Origin of the sequence: Streptomyces sp. adm13(2018) (assembly GCF_008042145.1) — a bacterium.
Lineage (GTDB): Bacteria > Actinomycetota > Actinomycetes > Streptomycetales > Streptomycetaceae > Streptomyces.
In genome coordinates this window covers 1111066-1127407 of record NZ_RDBH01000141.1, presented here as the reverse complement: position 1 = coordinate 1127407, position 16342 = coordinate 1111066, and the positions used below count along the sequence as shown (strand labels likewise).

The window sequence follows — 16342 nt, the reverse complement described above, 5'->3', positions numbered from 1 at the left end:
GGTAGACGCCGTGGGCGCCCTCGTCGGCCGGTCCGGCCACGTACAGCCGGTCGGGCCGGGCCGCGGCGAGCAGCCCGACCGCGTCCGTACAGGCCGCCCGAGCGGCGTCCAGCTCGGGGGCGGCACCGGTCGCGACCTCGGGGACGAGGAGCGGCGGGCAGGGGCAGACGGCGGCGGCGACAAGCATGATCGGCAGCCTACTGCGCCCCTCGGACGGCCCCGGGGCCCCGGACGCCGTGACGCGCCGCCGACGACGAAGGCCGGGCCGGACGGCCGGGCGGGGGCGCCCGGCTCCCCGCCCCGCGCCTCAGCGTGTCAGTGGCTTCCGCAGGCCGGGGCCTCGGCCGCCGGGAGGGGGGCCGGTACGCCGAACTTCGGGAGGCCCAGGAGGACGCCCGCCGGCTTCGCGGCCGCCGCCGCGTTGCGCTTCTCCCAGGCGTCGCCCGCGCGGGTGCGGCGCACCGCCGTCACGGGGCCCTCGGCGAGCAGGTGGTGCGGGGCCGCGTAGGTGATCGCGACGGTCACGACGTCGCCGGGGCGGACGTCCTCGTCCGGCTTGGTGAAGTGGACGAGCCGGTTGTCGGGGGCGCGGCCCGACAGGCGGTCCGTGGCGCCGTCCTTGCGGCCCTCGCCCTCGGCGACCATGACCTCCAGGGTGCGGCCGACCTGCTTCTTGTTCTCGTCCCAGGAGATCTCCTCCTGGAGGGCGACGAGCCGCATGTAGCGCTCCTGCACGACCTCCTTGGGGATCTGGCCCTCCATGTCGGCCGCCGGGGTCCCGGGGCGCTTGGAGTACTGGAAGGTGAAGGCGTTCGCGAAGCGGGCCTCGCGGACGGCGTGCATGGTCTGCTCGAAGTCCTCCTCGGTCTCGCCGGGGAAGCCCACGATGATGTCGGTGGAGATGGCGGCGTGCGGGATCGCCGCGCGGACCTTCTCGATGATCCCGAGGAAACGCTCCTGCCGGTACGAGCGGCGCATCGCCCGGAGGATCGCGTCCGAGCCGGACTGCATCGGCATGTGCAGCTGCGGCATGACGTTCGGCGTCTCGGCCATCGCCGCGATCACGTCGTCGGTGAAGTCGCGCGGGTGCGGCGAGGTGAAGCGGACCCGCTCCAGGCCCTCGATCCGACCGCAGGCGCGCAGCAGCTTGGAGAAGGCCTCGCGGTCGCCGAGGTCGGAGCCGTAGGCGTTCACGTTCTGGCCGAGCAGGGTGATCTCGGAGACGCCCTCGGCGACCAGCGCCTCGATCTCGGCGAGGATGTCGCCGGGGCGGCGGTCCTCCTCCTTGCCGCGCAGCGCGGGCACGATGCAGAAGGTGCAGGTGTTGTTGCAGCCGACGGAGATCGACACCCAGGCGGCGTACGCGGACTCGCGGCGGGTCGGCAGCGTCGAGGGGAACGCCTCCAGCGACTCGGCGATCTCGATCTGCGCCTCCTCCTGCACGCGGGCGCGCTCCAGGAGGACGGGCAGCTTCCCGATGTTGTGCGTGCCGAAGACCACGTCGACCCAGGGGGCCTTCTCGACGATGGTGTCGCGGTCCTTCTGCGCGAGGCAGCCGCCGACGGCGATCTGCATGCCGGGGCGGGTGGTCTTCCGCGGGGCGAGCCGGCCGAGGTTGCCGTACAGCTTGTTGTCGGCGTTCTCGCGGACGGCGCAGGTGTTGAAGACGACGACGTCGGCGTCCCCGTCGGAGCCCTTGGGGGCCTGGACGTAACCCGCCTCTTCCAGCAGACCGGAGAGCCGCTCGGAGTCGTGGACGTTCATCTGGCACCCGTAGGTGCGGATCTCATAGGTCTTGGTGCCGTCAACGCTCACTGCGGTGCTCCGGTCGCTGCTGCTCGTCATGCGTCCAAGGGTAGGCGGTCCGTGGAAGGCCTCCGCCCGGCCCGCGGGCGCCCGGCCCCCCTGCCTCCGTAGGGTGGGAGTGCGGTTCCCCACCGGGGCGGACCGCGCCCCTCGTACCGGCGCGGAGCGGCGCCTGGTTTCGAAGGAGACGGACGGGGCATCCGAACCCACCCTCCCCGGCCACCTGGAGTCCGCGTGAAACTCACCACCACGGCGTCCGCCCAGCAGCCCGCCGACGGCATAGCGGGCTGGGCAGCCGGCCTCGTCGACACCCTGGGCGGACCGGGCGCCGGCCTGGCCATCGCCTTGGAGAACCTCTTCCCGCCCCTCCCGAGCGAGGTCATCCTGCCGCTCACCGGCTTCGCCGCCGGTCAGGGCGTGCTGAGTCTGGCCTCGGCGCTGTTCTGGACGACGCTCGGCTCGGTGGTCGGCGCGGTGGCGCTGTACTGGATCGGGGTCCTGGTCGGCCGGGAGCGGATGCACACGCTGTGGGGGAAGCTGCCCCTGGTGAAGGCCTCCGACCTGGTCCGTACCGAGGAGTGGTTCGCGAAGCACGGAACCAAGGCCGTCTTCCTCGGCCGGATGGTGCCGGTCTTCCGAAGCCTGGTCTCGGTGCCGGCCGGTGTCGAGCGGATGCCGATGCCGCTGTTCGTCGGCCTCACCGCGCTCGGCAGCCTCATCTGGAACACCGCTCTCGTCCTGGCCGGCTACTGGCTGGGCGACCGGTGGGACGTCGTGGGCACCTACGTCGGTGTCCTGTCGAAGGTGGTCCTGGGCCTCGCCGTCGTCGGCGTCATCGCCTATGTGACGGTCCGGATGCGGGGCCGGTCCGAGGACCGGCGCTCCTCCTGACGGGGCTCGTCGGTCAGCGGCGCCACTCGGCGAGAACCTCGGCGGTGTGCTCGCCGGGAACCGGCGAGCGGCCCGGGGTATCGGCAGGGGTGCGGTCACCGGCGCGCCCCGCCCCCGATCGACCTCACACCCTCGATCCTGGCCAGACACGCCCGCCGCCTGGCAGGATCGCGAGCATGTTCGCCTCCCTCGCCCGTACCGCCCGCCGTCGTGTCCTCGCGGGCGCGGCCGCGCTGCTCGCGGTGTGCGGAGTGCTGGTGTGGTGGCTGGTCCCGTTCGGCTCCCCCGCGCCGAGCGGCTCCCTCACGTTCAGTACGGGCGTGCCCACCGGCGTCTACCAGCGGTACGGCGCGCTGCTCAAGCAGGCCCTCGCGCAGGACATGCCCGAGGTCTCGATAACCCTCACCGACAGTGAGGGCTCCCAGCAGAACCTGTCCCGGGTGGCCTCGGGCAAGGCCGACTTCACCATCGCGACGGCCGACGCCGTCGCCCAGTACCAGCGGGAGCGCCGGCCCGGCTTCGAGCGGCTGCGCGGCTGCGCGCGCCTCTACGACGACTACGTCCAGCTCGTCGTGCGGAAGGGCTCCGACCTGCAGACCGTGCAGGACCTGCGGGGCCTCAAGGTGGGCGTGGGCCAGGACGGCTCCGGCGTGCGGCTGATCGCCGACCGGGTGCTGGCCGCCGCCGGGCTGACCCCCGACCGGGACGTCGAGGCGTACTCGCTGGGCATCAACACGATGCCCGGGCTCCTGGAGCGGGGCGAGCTCGACGCCTTCTTCTGGTCGGGCGGCCTGCCGACCCAGGCCGTGCAGACGCTCGCCGAGAACTACGAGATCCGGCTGCTCCCCCTCGACAAGGCGCTGGTCGACCGGCTCCACGACGTGGGCGGGTCGACCCGCCACTACCGGTCGGCGGAGATCCCGGCCGACTCGTACGCCAAGGCGCAGGACGGCAGCGCGATCGAGACCCTGGCGGTGGCGAACCTCCTGGTCACCACGGTGGACGCGGACGCGGACCTGGTGGAGGGCTTCACCCGGACGGTGATCAGGAGCCGGGACCGGATCGGCGGCCAGGTCCATCCGGCCCAGCTGGTGGACCTGCGAACCGCCGTCTACACCGAGCCGCTGACGCTCCACGAGGGCGCCCGCCGTTACTACCGCTCGGTGAAGCCCTGACCCTCGCGGTCGCCCCTCGCCGCCGGCTGGTTCCGGGGCACGGTCACCGTCACGCGCAGCCCGTGGGGCTCGTTCGGCGCGAAGGCGATGCCACCGCCGCCCGCCGTGAGCAGGACGCGGGTGATCGAGAGGCCGAGGCCCGAGCCCTTGACGTTCTGGTGGCGGCCCGCGCGCCAGAAGCGGTCGCCGACGCGGTCCAGCTCCTCGTCCGTGAGGCCGGGGCCGTGGTCGGCCACGACGACGGCGACCTCGTCCCCGCCGGGCACGGGCTCCGCCGTGACGGTGACCTGCTCGCCGGCCGGGGTGAACTTCAGCGCGTTGTCGATCACCGCGTCCAGGGCGCTGGAGAGCGCCACCGGGTCCGCCCAGGCGGTGACCGCCCCGCACGCGCCGGCGAGCACGACGCCCTTGTCGTCGGCGACCGGCCGCCAGGACGCGACCCGCTCGGCGGCGAGCGCGCCGACGTCGACCAGTCGCAGTTCGGCCGCCGTGTGCTCGGCGAGCGCCAGGTCGAGGAGGTCGTCGAGGACCTGTGAGAGCCGCTTGCCCTCGGTCCGTACGGAGGCGATCTCCTCGTTCCCCTCGGGGAGCTCCATGGCGAGCAGTTCGATGCGCAGCAGGAGGGCGGCGAGCGGGTTGCGCAGCTGGTGGGAGGCGTCGGCGACGAACGCCCGCTGCTGTTCGAGCGCCTCCTCGACGTTGTCGGCCATCTCGTTGAACGAGAGCGCGAGACGACGGAGTTCGGGCGGGCCGCCGGTCGCCGCGACCCGGGAGTTCATCCGGCCGGTGGCGATGTCGTGGGTGACGGAGTCGAGGACGCGGACGGGCCGCAGGACCCAGCCGGTGAGCCGGAAGGCGGCGCCGACGGCGACCAGCATGGCCAGGGACTCGCCGGCGATGATCAGCAGCCAGCCGCGCAGGATGCGGAGCCGGAGCTGACCGGTCGGCGAGTCGGTGACGACGACCGCGATGACGTCGCCGTCGCGGACGACCGGTGAGGCGATGATCAGCCGGGCGTGGGCCTGCCAGGGCCACACCTGGGGCGGGTCGTGGCTGCGGCGGCCGAGCAGCGACTCGTTGAAGGCGCGGCGGCCCTCCCCCTCGTAGGGGAGCACCCAGTCCTCGGGGGCGGCGGCCATGGACCGGTTATCGCGGTAGAAGATGCCGGCCCGGATGTCGTACACGTCGTGGTAGCTGGCGAGTTCGCCGCCGAGCGTGGTGCGGCGCTCGTCGGTGCCGGGGCTGGTCTCGTTGACGAACTGGGCGAGCGCGGCGAACCGGGCGGCGTCGTCGAGGCGGTCGACGACGACCCGCTGCTGCTCGGAGGCGGCAAGGCTGGCGGCGAGCGGGAAGCCGAGGGCGAGCAGGACGCCGGCCATCAGCACGATGAGCAGCGGAAGGAGGCGGGTGCGCACGGAGGGGCCGTCCGGCGGTTACGCGGCGGGGGCGACCAGGCGGTAGCCCACGCCCCGTACGGTCTCGATCAGGGTGGGCATCCGGAGCTTGGAGCGCAGGGAGGCGACGTGCACCTCCAGGGTGCGGCCGGTCCCCTCCCAACTGGTGCGCCAGACCTCGCTGATGATCTGCTCGCGGCGGAAGACGACGCCGGGTCGCTGCGCGAGGAGGGCCAGCAGGTCGAACTCCTTGCGGGTGAGGGGCACGCTCTCGCCGTCGACGCTGACGCGGCGGGTGGGCAGCTCGATGGTGACGGAGCCGAGCCGCAGCTGGGTGCCGTCGGCGGGCGCGCCGGTTCCGGCGGCCTCCTCGGTGCCCGCGTTGCGCCGGCTGACGGCGTGGATACGGGCGAGCAGCTCGCCGGGGTCGTAGGGCTTGACGACGTAGTCGTCGGCGCCGAGGTTGAGTCCGTGGATCCGCGAGCGCACGTCGCCGCGCGCGGTCACCATGATCACCGGGGTGGTGGTGAGCTTCCGGATACGGCCGCAGACCTGGTAGCCGTCCTGGTCGGGCAGGCCGAGGTCCAGCAGGATCACCCCGTACGAGGGGCGCTCGCCCTGTGCCGTGGGGAGCACGGCCTGGAGCGCCTCCTCGCCGTTGCGGGCGTGGGTCACCGTGAAGCCGTGCTTCGCGAGGATCGCGGAGAGGGCGGCGGCGACGTGGTCGTCGTCCTCGACGAGCAGCAGTCGCATACGTGCCTCCTCCGTGGGGGTCTCCGTGGCCGCGCCGGTCGCGGTCCTGATAGCGGCTCTCTGTGTACCAGGTGGTACCAAGGCATGAACACCGATCTCCGGTGTCACAGTCAAGTGTCGCCCTGTGACGGCGGCGTTTCCGTTATGCAGCCGGTACGGCCCCGGCTGTCCCGTTCACACAGTGTGTCCGGTTGCGGCCGGATCGTTATCCTCAATTTCCGCTCAGATGTGATGACGGTCATCACATCGGGTCTCTAGTGTCCTCCCCAACCGAGGAGGACGGAGCTAGAGCCCGATGAGCGGAGAGTCAGTGTCCAAGGGTCCCGAGGACACCCCCCGCGCCGCGGACGGCGACCTGGTCGTCCTGTCCGGCGTGAACAAGCACTTCGGCGCACTGCATGTCCTCCAGGACATCGATCTGACGATCAGCCGCGGTGAGGTCGTGGTCGTCATCGGACCCTCCGGGTCCGGCAAGTCGACGCTGTGCCGCACGATCAACCGGCTGGAGAGCGTCGACTCCGGCACCATCACCATCGACGGCAAGCCGCTGCCGGCGGAGGGCAAGGAGCTCGCGCGCCTGCGTTCCGACGTCGGCATGGTCTTCCAGTCGTTCAACCTCTTCGCGCACAAGACGGTGCTCGAGAACGTGATGCTGGGCCAGATCAAGGTCCGGAAGACGGAGAAGAAGGCCGCCGAGGAGAAGGCCCGCGCCCTGCTCGACCGGGTCGGCGTCGGCAGCCAGGCGGACAAGTACCCGGCGCAGCTGTCCGGCGGCCAGCAGCAGCGCGTGGCGATCGCCCGCGCGCTCGCGATGGGCCCGAAGGTCATGCTGTTCGACGAGCCGACCTCCGCGCTGGACCCCGAGATGATCAACGAGGTCCTCGAGGTCATGCAGCAACTGGCGCGGGACGGCATGACGATGGTCGTCGTGACCCACGAGATGGGCTTCGCGCGCTCCGCCGCCAACCGGGTCGTGTTCATGGCGGACGGCCGCATCGTCGAACAGGCGACGCCCGAGGAGTTCTTCAGCAACCCGCGCAGTGACCGGGCCAAGGACTTCCTCTCCAAGATCCTTCACCACTGAGCGAGTTCGGGCCTATCCTTCCCCACTCACTTCTAGACCAAGGGACATTCCTCGATGAAGCTTCGCCGCACCCCTGCCGCCGCCGCGGCCGCCGTCGTCCTCGCCCTGACCGCCACCGCCTGTGGCACCGGATCGGACTCGGGCAGCAACGGTGACAAGATCACCATCGGCATCAAGTTCGACCAGCCGGGCCTCGGTCTGAAGACCCCGGACGGCACGTACGCGGGCTTCGACGTCGACGTCGCCAAGTACGTCGCCAAGGAGCTGGGCTTCGCCGAGGACAAGATCGAATGGAAGCAGGCGCCGAGCGCCGAGCGCGAGAACCTGATCAAGAACGGTGACGTGAAGTTCGTCGTCGCCAGCTACTCGATCAACGAGAAGCGCCTCAAGGAGGTCGACTTCGCCGGCCCGTACTTCGTGACCCACCAGGACCTGCTGGTGCGCGCCGACGACTCCTCGATCACCAAGGCCGAGGACCTCAACACCAAGAGGCTCTGCTCGGTCACCGGCTCGACCTCCGCGCAGAACGTCAAGGAGAAGCTCGCCCCCAAGGCCGACCTCCAGCAGCTCGGCGGCTACTCCGAGTGCCTGACCGGCCTGGAGAACAAGCGGGTCGACGCCCTGACCACGGACGCCTCCATCCTCGCGGGCTACGCCTCGCAGAAGGAGCACCAGGGCAAGTTCAAGCTCGCCGGCCTCTCCCTGAGCGACGAGAACTACGGCATCGGCCTCAAGAAGGGCGACTCCGACCTCAAGGGCAAGATCAACAAGGCCCTGGAGAAGATGGTCTCCGACGGCACCTGGGACAAGCTCGTCAAGCAGAACTTCGGCCCCTCGGGCTACAAGAACGACCCCGCGCCGAAGATCACCGGCTGAACCACCCCGCCCGGTCCGTGACGGCCGCCCCGCTCGACGGCGGCCGTCACCCCGGCACCGGCCGCTGCCCACGCAGCGGCCTCCACACCGACCGACCACCAGGGGAGAGCGCGGGGCATCGTGTTCGACTTTCTTGATTCCGGGCAGTACGACCTGCTCGGCGCCTTCTGGGTGACGGCGAAGCTCGCCCTCTACTCGGCGATCGGCTCCCTGATCTGGGGCACCGCCCTCGCCACCATGCGAGTCAGCCCGGTACCCCTCATGCGGGGCTTCGGCACCACGTACGTGAACCTCGTCCGGAACACCCCGCTGACCGTCGTCCTCGTGGCCTGCTCGTTCGGCCTCGACCAGACGCTCAACATCACGCTCGGCGCGGACCGCTCCGAGGACATCGGCTTCCGGCTGGCGGTCCTCGGACTCATCGCCTACACCGGCACCTTCGTCTGCGAGGCGCTGCGCTCGGGCATCAACACCGTGCCGGCCGGGCAGGCCGAGGCCGCCCGTGCGCTGGGGATGAACTTCTTCCAGGTCCTGACCCTGGTGGTCCTCCCCCAGGCGTTCCGCGCGGCGGTGACCCCGCTTGCCAACGTCCTCATCGCCCTCACGAAGAACACCACCGTGGCGGCGGCGATCGGCGCGGCGGAGGCGGCCCTGCTGATGAAGGAGATGATCGAGAACGAGGCCGACGCGCTCTTCGCCGTCTTCGCCGTCTTCGCCTTCGGCTTCATCGTTCTCACCCTTCCGGCCGGCCTGTTCTTCGGCTGGGCGGCCAAGCGACTGGCGGTGAAGCGATGAGTTCCGTCCTGTACGACACCCCCGGGCCGCGGGCCAAGCGGCGCAACCTGCTCTTCACGATCGGGTTCCTCGCGGTCCTCGCCCTGGCGGCGTGGTGGGTCCTCGTGGCCCTCAACGACAAGAACCAGCTGGCCGCCGACAAGTGGAGTCCGTTCGTCACCGACTCCCGGGTCTGGACGACGTATCTGCTGCCCGGTCTGACCGAGACCCTCAAGGCGGCCGGCCTCGCGATCCTGATCGCGCTGCCGCTCGGTGCCCTCCTCGGCATCGGCCGGCTCTCCGACCACCGCTGGGTGCGGGTCCCCGTCGGTGCCGTCGTGGAGTTCTTCCGTGCCATCCCGGTGCTGATCCTGATGGTGTTCGCGGCCTCCCTCTACCGGGAGTTCACGACCATCAGCTCCGACTTCCGCCCGCTGTACGCGGTCGTCACCGGCCTCGTGCTCTACAACGCCTCGGTGATCGCCGAGATCGTCCGGGCCGGTGTGCTCTCGCTGCCCCGCGGCCAGGGCGACGCGGCCGAGGCACTCGGCATGCGCAAGGGCCAGACCATGCTGTACGTCCTGCTCCCGCAGGCCGTCACCGTCATGCTCCCCGCCCTGGTCAGCCAGCTCGTCGTGATCGTGAAGGACACGGCGCTCGGCGGCGCGCTGCTCGGCTTCGCGGAGCTGCTCAGCCAGAACCGGCAGATCACCGCCAACTACGGCGCCAATACGATCGCCACCTTCACCGTCATCGCGCTGATCTACATCGCCCTCAACGCGATCATCACCGCCCTCGCGGGACGCCTGGAGAAGCGCCTGCGCCAGGGCAGGAAGTCCGCCGGGCCGGCCATCCCCGCCCAGGGCGGACCCGCCGAGGTGAAGAGCGACGCCGTCAGCGGCGCCTGACCCCCCGGGGGTCCGCGGAACCACAGGGGTGGGCCGGAGCGGCACCGACTTCAGGTCGGCCGCACCGCGCCCACCCCGTCGCTTGACGCAAGCACCCTCAGTGGGTTGCATACGGTCTGTGATCAAGCACCGGGCTCGTGCCACACTCGTATGTGCTGCCCCCATGACCGTCCGGCCTTCAGGAGCCGCGCCGTGGACCCGGTGATCATCGTGGGCGCGGGGCCGGTCGGCCTCGCGCTCTCCCTCGCGCTCGCCGCGCAGGGCGTGCCCAGCATCGTCCTCGACGAGGGCTCGGGCAAGGACGAACCACGCCCCGCCCGCAGTGTCGTGCTGCGCGCCGACACGGCCGCGATGGTCGAGCGGCTCGGCTGCACCACCCTCCGTGACGAGGGCGTCCGCTGGGTCGGCTGGCGCGGCATGCGCCGCCGCCAGGTGGTCCGCAGCCTCACCCTCGACGTCGGACTCGGCGGCACGGAGGAATGGTCCGAGGACCCCGCCGCGCCCTCCGCCCCCGCCGCGCCGCTGCACATCCCCCAGCACGCCCTCGCGCGCGGGCTGCGCGACGCGATCGGGCACCAGAAGCTGATCCGGCTCGTCACCGAGGCCCGGCTCGACACCATCGAGCAGGACCGCGACGGCGTGGTCGCCCACACCCGGGGCCCGGCGGGCACCTGGTGGCGCGGCAGCCATCTGGTGGGCTGCGACGGCGCCCGCTCGACCGTGCGCAAGCTGCTCGGCATCCGCTTCCCGGGTCGTACGGCCGTCGAGCGGCACGCGGTCGCCGCGCTCCGCACCGAACTCCCCTGGCCCGGCGAGGCACTGCTGCACCGTCAGCCGCCGTGGCGCGGCGCCCCCGACGAGATCTCCGCCCGCCCGCTGCCCGACGGGGTGTGGCGGATCGACTGGCTGCTGCCGCCCCGGGGCGACCTGGTGACCCCGGACGCGCTCGTCGCCCGGATCCGCGAGACGCTGGCAGGCTGGTGCGACGGCGTGACACCCCCGTACGAACTCATCGACACCGGCGTCCACACCCTCCATCACCGGCTCGCCCGCCGCTGGCGGGTCGACCGCGTCCTGCTCGCCGGGGACGCGGCGCACCTGCTCGGCGCGGTCGGCACCCAGGGGCTCGACGAGGGGCTGCGGGACGTCGACAACCTCGCCTGGAAGCTGGCCCACACCTGGCACCACGGCGCCTCCGAGCGGCTGCTCGACAGCTACCAGAGCGAGCGGCGGGCGGCCGTCGCCCACCGGCTGCGCGGCGCCGACCAGTCGCTGCCGGTCCTGCGGGGCGGCGGCGGCCTGCGGACGTACCTCCCGGGGGCGGCGCGCGGCCACGACGCGCTGCTCACCGACGGCCATGTGGGGCGCGGCCCGCTGGGCGCGCCCCCGGCGTACCCCCACTCGCCTCTCGCGCCTCCGTACACCGAGGGCCGTACGCCGGTGGGCACGCCGGAGGGGGCTCCGGTCGAGGACGTCCGCGTGACCGCCCCGGACGGCACGACCGCACGGCTCCGGGACCGGCTCGGTCAGGGCCGCCTCCTGGTCCTCCTGGTCGCCCCCGGCACCGGGGTGTGGGACCGGCGGCACTGGCGCGGCGCGGGGGTCATGCCCCGGCTCGAAGAGGCGGTCTCGGCCCTGCCCGCGAAGGCGGAGGTCCTGGTCACGGAGGCCTACCCGGGCGCCCCCGCCCACGCCGTCCTGCTGGTACGGCCCGACGGGCACCTCGTCGCGGCCTTCGCCGGCGTCCACCCCGCGGAGCTGTACGCGGCGGCGGACGCGGTCCGCGGCGGCTCCGCGACCGACGATCCGGCCGCGCCGGAGGACGGCGGGGAGAGCGGGACGGACGCCGGTGCGAGGACCGGGACGAAGGCGGCGGCCCGGGCCGGGGCGGGCTCCGGAGCGAAGGCTGCGGCGAAGGTGGGGGCCGCCGGGGTGTCCACGGGGAGTGACCGCTCGGCGGACATGCATTGATTCCGGCAGGCGCCCATGGTGTACTCCGGAGCGTGACCGACACCGATGTGCGCCTGTGGCGGAGGGTCCATATGGACCTCGTCCGCTACGCGGGCTGCGTGGGTCCCCTCAGCGAACCCAGGACGGTCACCCGTGTCCCAACCCGCCCCCGCACACCCTCTGAGCGACTCCGCGGCCTCTTCCGCCGACGCCTCCGCCGACGCTTCCTCCGCCTCTTCCAGCTCCTCCTCGTCCACCGATTCCGCCGCGCCGGCCTCGGGCGCCCCGACGGCGGCCGAACTGCTCGACTTCGTCCGGCGCACCGCGGCGGACCGGGAGCTCGTCGACTCCCTGCCGCTCGATCCCGAGGGCCGCACATGGGTACGACTGGAGGGCCCCGGCGGCAGTGAGGCCTGGCTCATCGGCTGGCCGCCCGGCACGGGCACCGGCTGGCACGACCACGCCGATTCGCAGGGCGCCTTCGCCACCGCACGCGGCGCCCTGACGGAGAACGCGCTGGCGGTTCGTCTGCCGGCGAGCGGCTGGAAGACCCTGGAGCTGGCCGACGGCCTCGACCGCTCCCGCCGACTGGCGGAGGGCGGTGGCCGCGCCTTCGGCCGCCACCATGTGCACGAGGTGCTCAACGAGTCCCCCGACACCCACGCGGTGTCGGTGCACGCCTACTATCCGCCGCTGCCCCTGATCCGGCGCTTCAGCCGTACGGGTGCGGTGCTCCGTCTCGAGCAGGTCGAACGTCCGGAGGACTGGCAGTGAGCGACCACGGCGGCGACGAGCGCATCGGCATCGACGAACTCCTGGAGCAGGTCAGGTCAGGCCTCGACCGGATCGAACCGCGGGCCGCCCACGAGGCCTACGAGACGGGCGAGGCGCTTCTGGTGGACACCCGCTACGCGGCCCTGCGCGAACGGGACGGTCTGATCCCGGGCGCGCTGGTGGTGGAGCGCAACGAGCTGGAGTGGCGGCTCGACCCGCGGGGCAGCCATCGCGCGCCGGAGGCCACCGGCCACGACCTGCTGGTGGTGGTCCTCTGCAACGAGGGCTATGCCTCGTCCCTGGCGGCCGAGTCCCTGCGCCGCCTGGGCCTGCACCGGGCGACCGACGTGATCGGCGGCTTCCAGGCCTGGAAGGCGGCGGGCCTCCCGGTCCTGCTCCCGACGTCGGCAAGCTGAGCCGCGACCGGTGCTCGACATCGGCGGGCTGAACCCGGCTGGTGCTCGATGTCGTCAGGCTGAGCCCGGCCGGTGCCCGACAGCGGCGAGCCGCGGCCCGGTGCCCGACGTCGGCGGGCTGGGCGCGGCCCAAGCTCGCCAGTGGCTGGCTGAGCCCGGCCGGTGCTCGTCATAGCCGGGCTGAGCCCCGGCCGGTGCCCGACGCGTCCTTCTGATCTCCCCCGGGGATCAGAAGGACGCGTCGAGCCCGTCCGTGTCCTCGCCCTCGGCCTCCAGCGCCTGGCGGACGACACGGAGGGCCATGCCCTCGGGATAGCCCTTGCGGGCGAGCATCCCGGCGAGCCGTCTCAAGCGCCGGTCGCGGTCGAGACCGCGGGTGGCGCGGAGCTTGCGGGCGACGAGCTCCCGCGCGGTGGCCTCCTCCTGGTCGGAGTCGAGCTGCTCCACCGCCTCCTGGATCAGGGTGGGCTCGACGCCCTTGGTCCGCAGTTCGCGGGCGAGCGCCCGCCGGGCCAGGCCCCGGCCGTGGTGGCGGGACTCCACCCAGGCCCCGGCGAAGGCGGCGTCGTCGATGAGTCCGGCGTCCTCGAAGCGGGAGAGGACCTCCTCGGCGACCTCGTCGGGGATCTCCCGCTTGCGCAGAGCGTCGGCGAGCTGCTTGCGCGTGCGGGGGTTCCCGGTGAGCAGGCGCAGGCAGATCGCCCGCGCCCGCTCAGCCGGGTCCTGGGGTGACAGCTCTTTCTCGGCCCTCGACGAGTCGGGGCTGTCACCCGGCCATTCGGTGCGACCGGTCACTGGTTCAGCTCTTGACCGCGGTGGCCTTGGTCGCCTTCGCGGTCTTGGTGGCGGGTGCCGGGACGCTCTTGGCGGCGTCGTCCGTGGCGGCGGCGTCCGCGGCGGGGGCCGCCGTGTCCTTCGCCGCGTCGGCGGCCTCGGGCCGGACGCCCACGCCGAGCTTCTCCTTGATCTTCCTCTCGATCTCGTCGGCGAGGTCGGGGTTGTCCTTGAGGAAGTTACGGGCGTTCTCCTTGCCCTGGCCGAGCTGGTCGCCCTCGTACGTGTACCAGGCGCCGGCCTTGCGCACGAAGCCGTGCTCCACGCCCATGTCGATCAGGCCGCCCTCGCGGCTGATGCCCTGGCCGTAGAGGATGTCGAACTCGGCCTGCTTGAAGGGCGGCGCGACCTTGTTCTTGACGACCTTGACGCGGGTGCGGTTGCCGACCGCGTCCGTGCCGTCCTTGAGGGTCTCGATGCGGCGGATGTCGAGGCGCACCGAGGCGTAGAACTTCAGGGCGCGGCCACCGGTCGTGGTCTCCGGCGAGCCGAACATCACGCCGATCTTCTCGCGGAGCTGGTTGATGAAGATCGCGGTGGTCTTGGACTGGTTGAGCGCGCTGGTGATCTTCCGGAGCGCCTGGCTCATCAGACGGGCCTGGAGGCCGACGTGGGAGTCGCCCATCTCGCCCTCGATCTCCGCGCGCGGGACGAGCGCGGCGACGGAGTCGATGACGATCAGGTCGAGGGCGCCGGAGCGGACCAGCATGTCGACGATCTCAAGGGCCTGCTCGCCGTTGTCCGGCTGGGACAGGATCAGGTTGTCGATGTCGACGCCGAGCTTCCTGGCGTACTCGGGGTCGAGGGCGTGCTCGGCGTCCACGAAGGCCACCTGGCCGCCGGCCTTCTGCGCGTTGGCCACCGCGTGCAGGGTCAGGGTCGTCTTGCCGGAGGACTCCGGGCCGTAGACCTCGATGACACGGCCGCGCGGCAGGCCGCCGACGCCGAGGGCGATGTCGAGGGCGGTCGATCCCGTCGGGATCACCTCGATCGGCTCCTGGGTGCGGTCGCCCATGCGCATCACGGCGCCCTTGCCGAATTGGCGTTCAATCTGTGCGAGAGCGGCTTCGAGCGCCTTCTCGCGGTCGGTTCCTGCCATGGGTTCCACCCGGTTTGCTTGAGTCGATCGCTTCATGTGAAAGACGCTAACCCCTGCCACTGACAATGGGCCCCGACGTCCCCTCCGGCCTGTGGACAACTCGGCGAAATGCCCGAGATTCCACGGGCCGGGCTTCCATGAGAATGGATGTTCGATTTCAGTGTCAAGCGCACTCGCCGAGCACCACCCGGCCTCTTCGGCCCCGACCCGTGGCAGCGAAGTCGAGCGGCACCGACCCGGCCGTCAGCTCCCGGCGAGTCGGCGCGCGATGGCTTCCAGCAGCTGATCCAGCGCCGCATCGGGCGTCCGCCGCCGAGGCCGGGCCAGCCCCACGCGGCTCGGTGAGACCCCGCGCACGGGACGGAACACCACGTCCGGGCGGGAGTGGAACCGGGCCGCCGACACCGGGGCCAGCGCCACGCAGCCGCCGGCCACCGCTCCGAGCCACTCGTCCGGCAGGCTGGTGACGGCCCCGACCCGGGCGGGGCGCCCGTCCCGCTCGTCCTCCGCCAGCCAGTGCGCCCTCCAGGCTCCCGTCCCGGCTCCGGCCGCGACGAACGGCTCGTCCCACAGCTCACGGAACTCCACCGTCTCGCTGTCCGCCAGCGGATGCCGGGCCGGCAGCAGCACCCCGCGCTCCTCGGCGAACAGCTCGCGCACGGCGAACCGCTCCTGTCCCGGAAACGGCAGGCGCACCACGGCCGCGGCCACCTCGCCCCGGGCCAGACCGGCGCTCGGGTCCGACCAGTCGAACTGCCGCAGCTCCACCCGCCACTCCGGCCACGCCCGGCGGAACTCGGCGATGATCTCGGGGACCCCGCCCACCGCGCCGCCGTCCAGGAAACCCAGGCGCAGCACCCGCGCCGCACGGCCGGTCGCCCGCACCGCCTCGTCCCAGCCGTCCAGCAGCGCGGGCACCCGCGAGGCAAGCTCACGACCGGCTTCGGTCAGCGCCATCCCCGACCGTGAACGCGTGAAGAGCGCTCCCCCGAGCTCCTCCTCCAGGCGCCGGATCTGCTTGGTCAGCGCGGGCTGCGAGACGAACAGCCGCTCCGCCGCCCCGGTCAGGCTGCCCTCCTCGGCCACCGCGGCGAAGTACCGGAGCAGGCGCGTGTCCACATCCATGCCCCCAGGTTATAGAAGCAGGTATTGGACGGCGTCGGAGTGCCCGCAGAACCTGAGGGCATGACCGGTATCGAGATCGCCCTCCTCGTCGTCACCCTGTTCACCGCCACGATCAACGCCGGGATGGCCGCCGCAGACCTGGCCGGGGCGCGCTCCGTGCTCGCCAACTCGGCGGAGGTGGGTGTCCCCCGATCCTGGCTGCCTCGGCTGGCCGCCCTCAAGCTGGCCGGGTCGGCGGGCCTCCTCCTCGGCCTCTCCGACTCCGCGCTGCGCCCCCTCGGTGCCGCCGCGGCCGGCGGTCTCGTCCTGCTCTACCTGGGCGCGCTCGCCTTCCACCTACGCGCCCGCGTGCTCCACAACCTGGCGTTTCCCGGCCTCTACCTCGCCACCGCCGTCGCCTCGCTGGCCTTGACCGTGGCCTCCTGAAAGCCCCACACAGGTCCGGCGACGGAGTTCGCCTTCGCCACCCCGGATCCCCCGCAC

17 protein-coding genes and 1 pseudogene are annotated in these 16342 nt (G+C 72.2%); 11 read left to right on the top strand and 7 right to left on the bottom strand.

Annotated elements, in window-relative coordinates; all coding sequences use genetic code 11:
- Together EAO70_RS33280 and miaB are read right to left on the bottom strand one after the other, a co-directional pair.
- Positions 1-187, bottom strand: a pseudogene (locus EAO70_RS33280) (hypothetical protein); the annotation flags it as partial.
- A 128-nt stretch (positions 188-315) separates the two neighbouring features.
- A complete protein-coding gene (gene miaB, locus EAO70_RS33275) occupies positions 316-1845 on the bottom strand; it encodes a tRNA (N6-isopentenyl adenosine(37)-C2)-methylthiotransferase MiaB (RefSeq protein ID WP_148006463.1) in 1530 nt (509 codons plus the stop codon).
- A gap of 195 nt (positions 1846-2040) precedes the next feature.
- On the opposite strand from miaB, the gene EAO70_RS33270 reads away from it, so the two are divergent.
- Positions 2041-2697, top strand: a complete 657-nt coding sequence (locus EAO70_RS33270; protein WP_148006462.1) for a DedA family protein — start codon at positions 2041-2043, stop codon at positions 2695-2697.
- A 176-nt stretch (positions 2698-2873) separates the two neighbouring features.
- Entirely contained in the window at positions 2874-3872 is a 999-nt protein-coding gene (locus tag EAO70_RS33265) for a TAXI family TRAP transporter solute-binding subunit (protein WP_148006461.1), read from the top strand.
- Here the strand turns inward: EAO70_RS33265 and EAO70_RS33260 are convergent.
- Both EAO70_RS33260 and EAO70_RS33255 read right to left on the bottom strand, forming a co-directional pair.
- On the bottom strand, positions 3851-5287 hold the full coding sequence (locus EAO70_RS33260) for a sensor histidine kinase (protein ID WP_148006460.1): 1437 nt from the start codon (positions 5285-5287) through the stop codon (positions 3851-3853). The two genes, EAO70_RS33265 and EAO70_RS33260, sit on opposite strands and share 22 nt — an antisense overlap.
- Positions 5288-5305: 18 nt before the next feature.
- On the bottom strand, positions 5306-6019 hold the full coding sequence (locus EAO70_RS33255) for a response regulator transcription factor (RefSeq protein WP_148006459.1): 714 nt from the start codon (positions 6017-6019) through the stop codon (positions 5306-5308).
- 295 nt (positions 6020-6314) lie between these two features.
- Between EAO70_RS33255 and EAO70_RS33250 the strand changes: the two genes are divergently transcribed.
- The 8 genes from EAO70_RS33250 (at position 6315) to EAO70_RS33220 (ending at position 12801) form a co-directional block, all read left to right on the top strand.
- Positions 6315-7103: an amino acid ABC transporter ATP-binding protein gene (locus EAO70_RS33250; protein ID WP_148006458.1), complete on the top strand. Its 789-nt coding sequence runs from the start codon at positions 6315-6317 to the stop codon at positions 7101-7103.
- Between the two features lie 54 nt (positions 7104-7157).
- On the top strand, positions 7158-7979 hold the full coding sequence (locus EAO70_RS33245) for a glutamate ABC transporter substrate-binding protein (protein WP_148006457.1): 822 nt from the start codon (positions 7158-7160) through the stop codon (positions 7977-7979).
- A 120-nt stretch (positions 7980-8099) separates the two neighbouring features.
- Positions 8100-8774 (top strand): amino acid ABC transporter permease, encoded by a 675-nt coding sequence (locus tag EAO70_RS33240; RefSeq protein ID WP_148006456.1) that lies wholly within the window; start codon positions 8100-8102, stop codon positions 8772-8774.
- Complete coding sequence (locus EAO70_RS33235; RefSeq protein ID WP_148006455.1) at positions 8771-9661, top strand: amino acid ABC transporter permease; 891 nt, start codon at positions 8771-8773, stop codon at positions 9659-9661. Before EAO70_RS33240 ends, EAO70_RS33235 begins: the two co-directional genes overlap by 4 nt.
- Before the next feature lie 192 nt (positions 9662-9853).
- Positions 9854-11632: an FAD-dependent monooxygenase gene (locus EAO70_RS33230; RefSeq protein WP_148006454.1), complete on the top strand. Its 1779-nt coding sequence runs from the start codon at positions 9854-9856 to the stop codon at positions 11630-11632.
- A gap of 32 nt (positions 11633-11664) precedes the next feature.
- Positions 11665-12021: a putative leader peptide gene (locus EAO70_RS40135; protein ID WP_315986264.1), complete on the top strand. Its 357-nt coding sequence runs from the start codon at positions 11665-11667 to the stop codon at positions 12019-12021.
- On the top strand, positions 11912-12385 hold the full coding sequence (locus EAO70_RS33225) for a cysteine dioxygenase (RefSeq protein WP_261993175.1): 474 nt from the start codon (positions 11912-11914) through the stop codon (positions 12383-12385). The genes EAO70_RS40135 and EAO70_RS33225 overlap by 110 nt, the downstream gene beginning before the upstream one ends.
- The gene (locus EAO70_RS33220; protein WP_187284126.1) at positions 12382-12801 is read left to right on the top strand and encodes a rhodanese-like domain-containing protein; all 420 of its coding nucleotides are present in this window, start codon (positions 12382-12384) and stop codon (positions 12799-12801) included. Before EAO70_RS33225 ends, EAO70_RS33220 begins: the two co-directional genes overlap by 4 nt.
- A gap of 228 nt (positions 12802-13029) precedes the next feature.
- On the opposite strand, the gene recX is transcribed toward EAO70_RS33220, so the two are convergent.
- The 3 genes from recX to EAO70_RS33205 all read right to left on the bottom strand — a co-directional run bounded on the left by recX (position 13030) and on the right by EAO70_RS33205 (position 15859).
- On the bottom strand, positions 13030-13596 hold the full coding sequence (recX, locus tag EAO70_RS33215) for a recombination regulator RecX (protein ID WP_148006452.1): 567 nt from the start codon (positions 13594-13596) through the stop codon (positions 13030-13032).
- Between the two features lie 4 nt (positions 13597-13600).
- Positions 13601-14734, bottom strand: coding sequence for a recombinase RecA (gene recA / locus EAO70_RS33210; RefSeq protein WP_148006451.1), 1134 nt, complete (start codon positions 14732-14734; stop codon positions 13601-13603).
- A 243-nt stretch (positions 14735-14977) separates the two neighbouring features.
- Positions 14978-15859 (bottom strand): LysR family transcriptional regulator, encoded by an 882-nt coding sequence (locus tag EAO70_RS33205; protein ID WP_148006450.1) that lies wholly within the window; start codon positions 15857-15859, stop codon positions 14978-14980.
- 60 nt (positions 15860-15919) lie between these two features.
- On the opposite strand from EAO70_RS33205, the gene EAO70_RS33200 reads away from it, so the two are divergent.
- Positions 15920-16285, top strand: coding sequence for a DoxX family protein (locus EAO70_RS33200; RefSeq protein WP_187284125.1), 366 nt, complete (start codon positions 15920-15922; stop codon positions 16283-16285).
- Positions 16286-16342 lie beyond the last annotated feature (57 nt).

Bases quoted from the DNA above. Each gene is read 5' to 3' on its own strand.
- miaB (WP_148006463.1), bottom strand. From the start codon at position 1,845: ATGACGAGCAGCAGCGACCGGAGCACCGCAGTGAGCGTTGACGGCACC.
- EAO70_RS33265 (WP_148006461.1), top strand. From the start codon at position 2,874: ATGTTCGCCTCCCTCGCCCGTACCGCCCGCCGTCGTGTCCTCGCGGGC.
- EAO70_RS33255 (WP_148006459.1), bottom strand. From the start codon at position 6,019: ATGCGACTGCTGCTCGTCGAGGACGACGACCACGTCGCCGCCGCCCTC.
- EAO70_RS33250 (WP_148006458.1), top strand. From the start codon at position 6,315: ATGAGCGGAGAGTCAGTGTCCAAGGGTCCCGAGGACACCCCCCGCGCC.
- EAO70_RS33245 (WP_148006457.1), top strand. From the start codon at position 7,158: ATGAAGCTTCGCCGCACCCCTGCCGCCGCCGCGGCCGCCGTCGTCCTC.
- EAO70_RS33235 (WP_148006455.1), top strand. From the start codon at position 8,771: ATGAGTTCCGTCCTGTACGACACCCCCGGGCCGCGGGCCAAGCGGCGC.
- recA (WP_148006451.1), bottom strand. From the start codon at position 14,734: ATGGCAGGAACCGACCGCGAGAAGGCGCTCGAAGCCGCTCTCGCACAG.
- EAO70_RS33205 (WP_148006450.1), bottom strand. From the start codon at position 15,859: ATGGATGTGGACACGCGCCTGCTCCGGTACTTCGCCGCGGTGGCCGAG.
- EAO70_RS33200 (WP_187284125.1), top strand. From the start codon at position 15,920: ATGACCGGTATCGAGATCGCCCTCCTCGTCGTCACCCTGTTCACCGCC.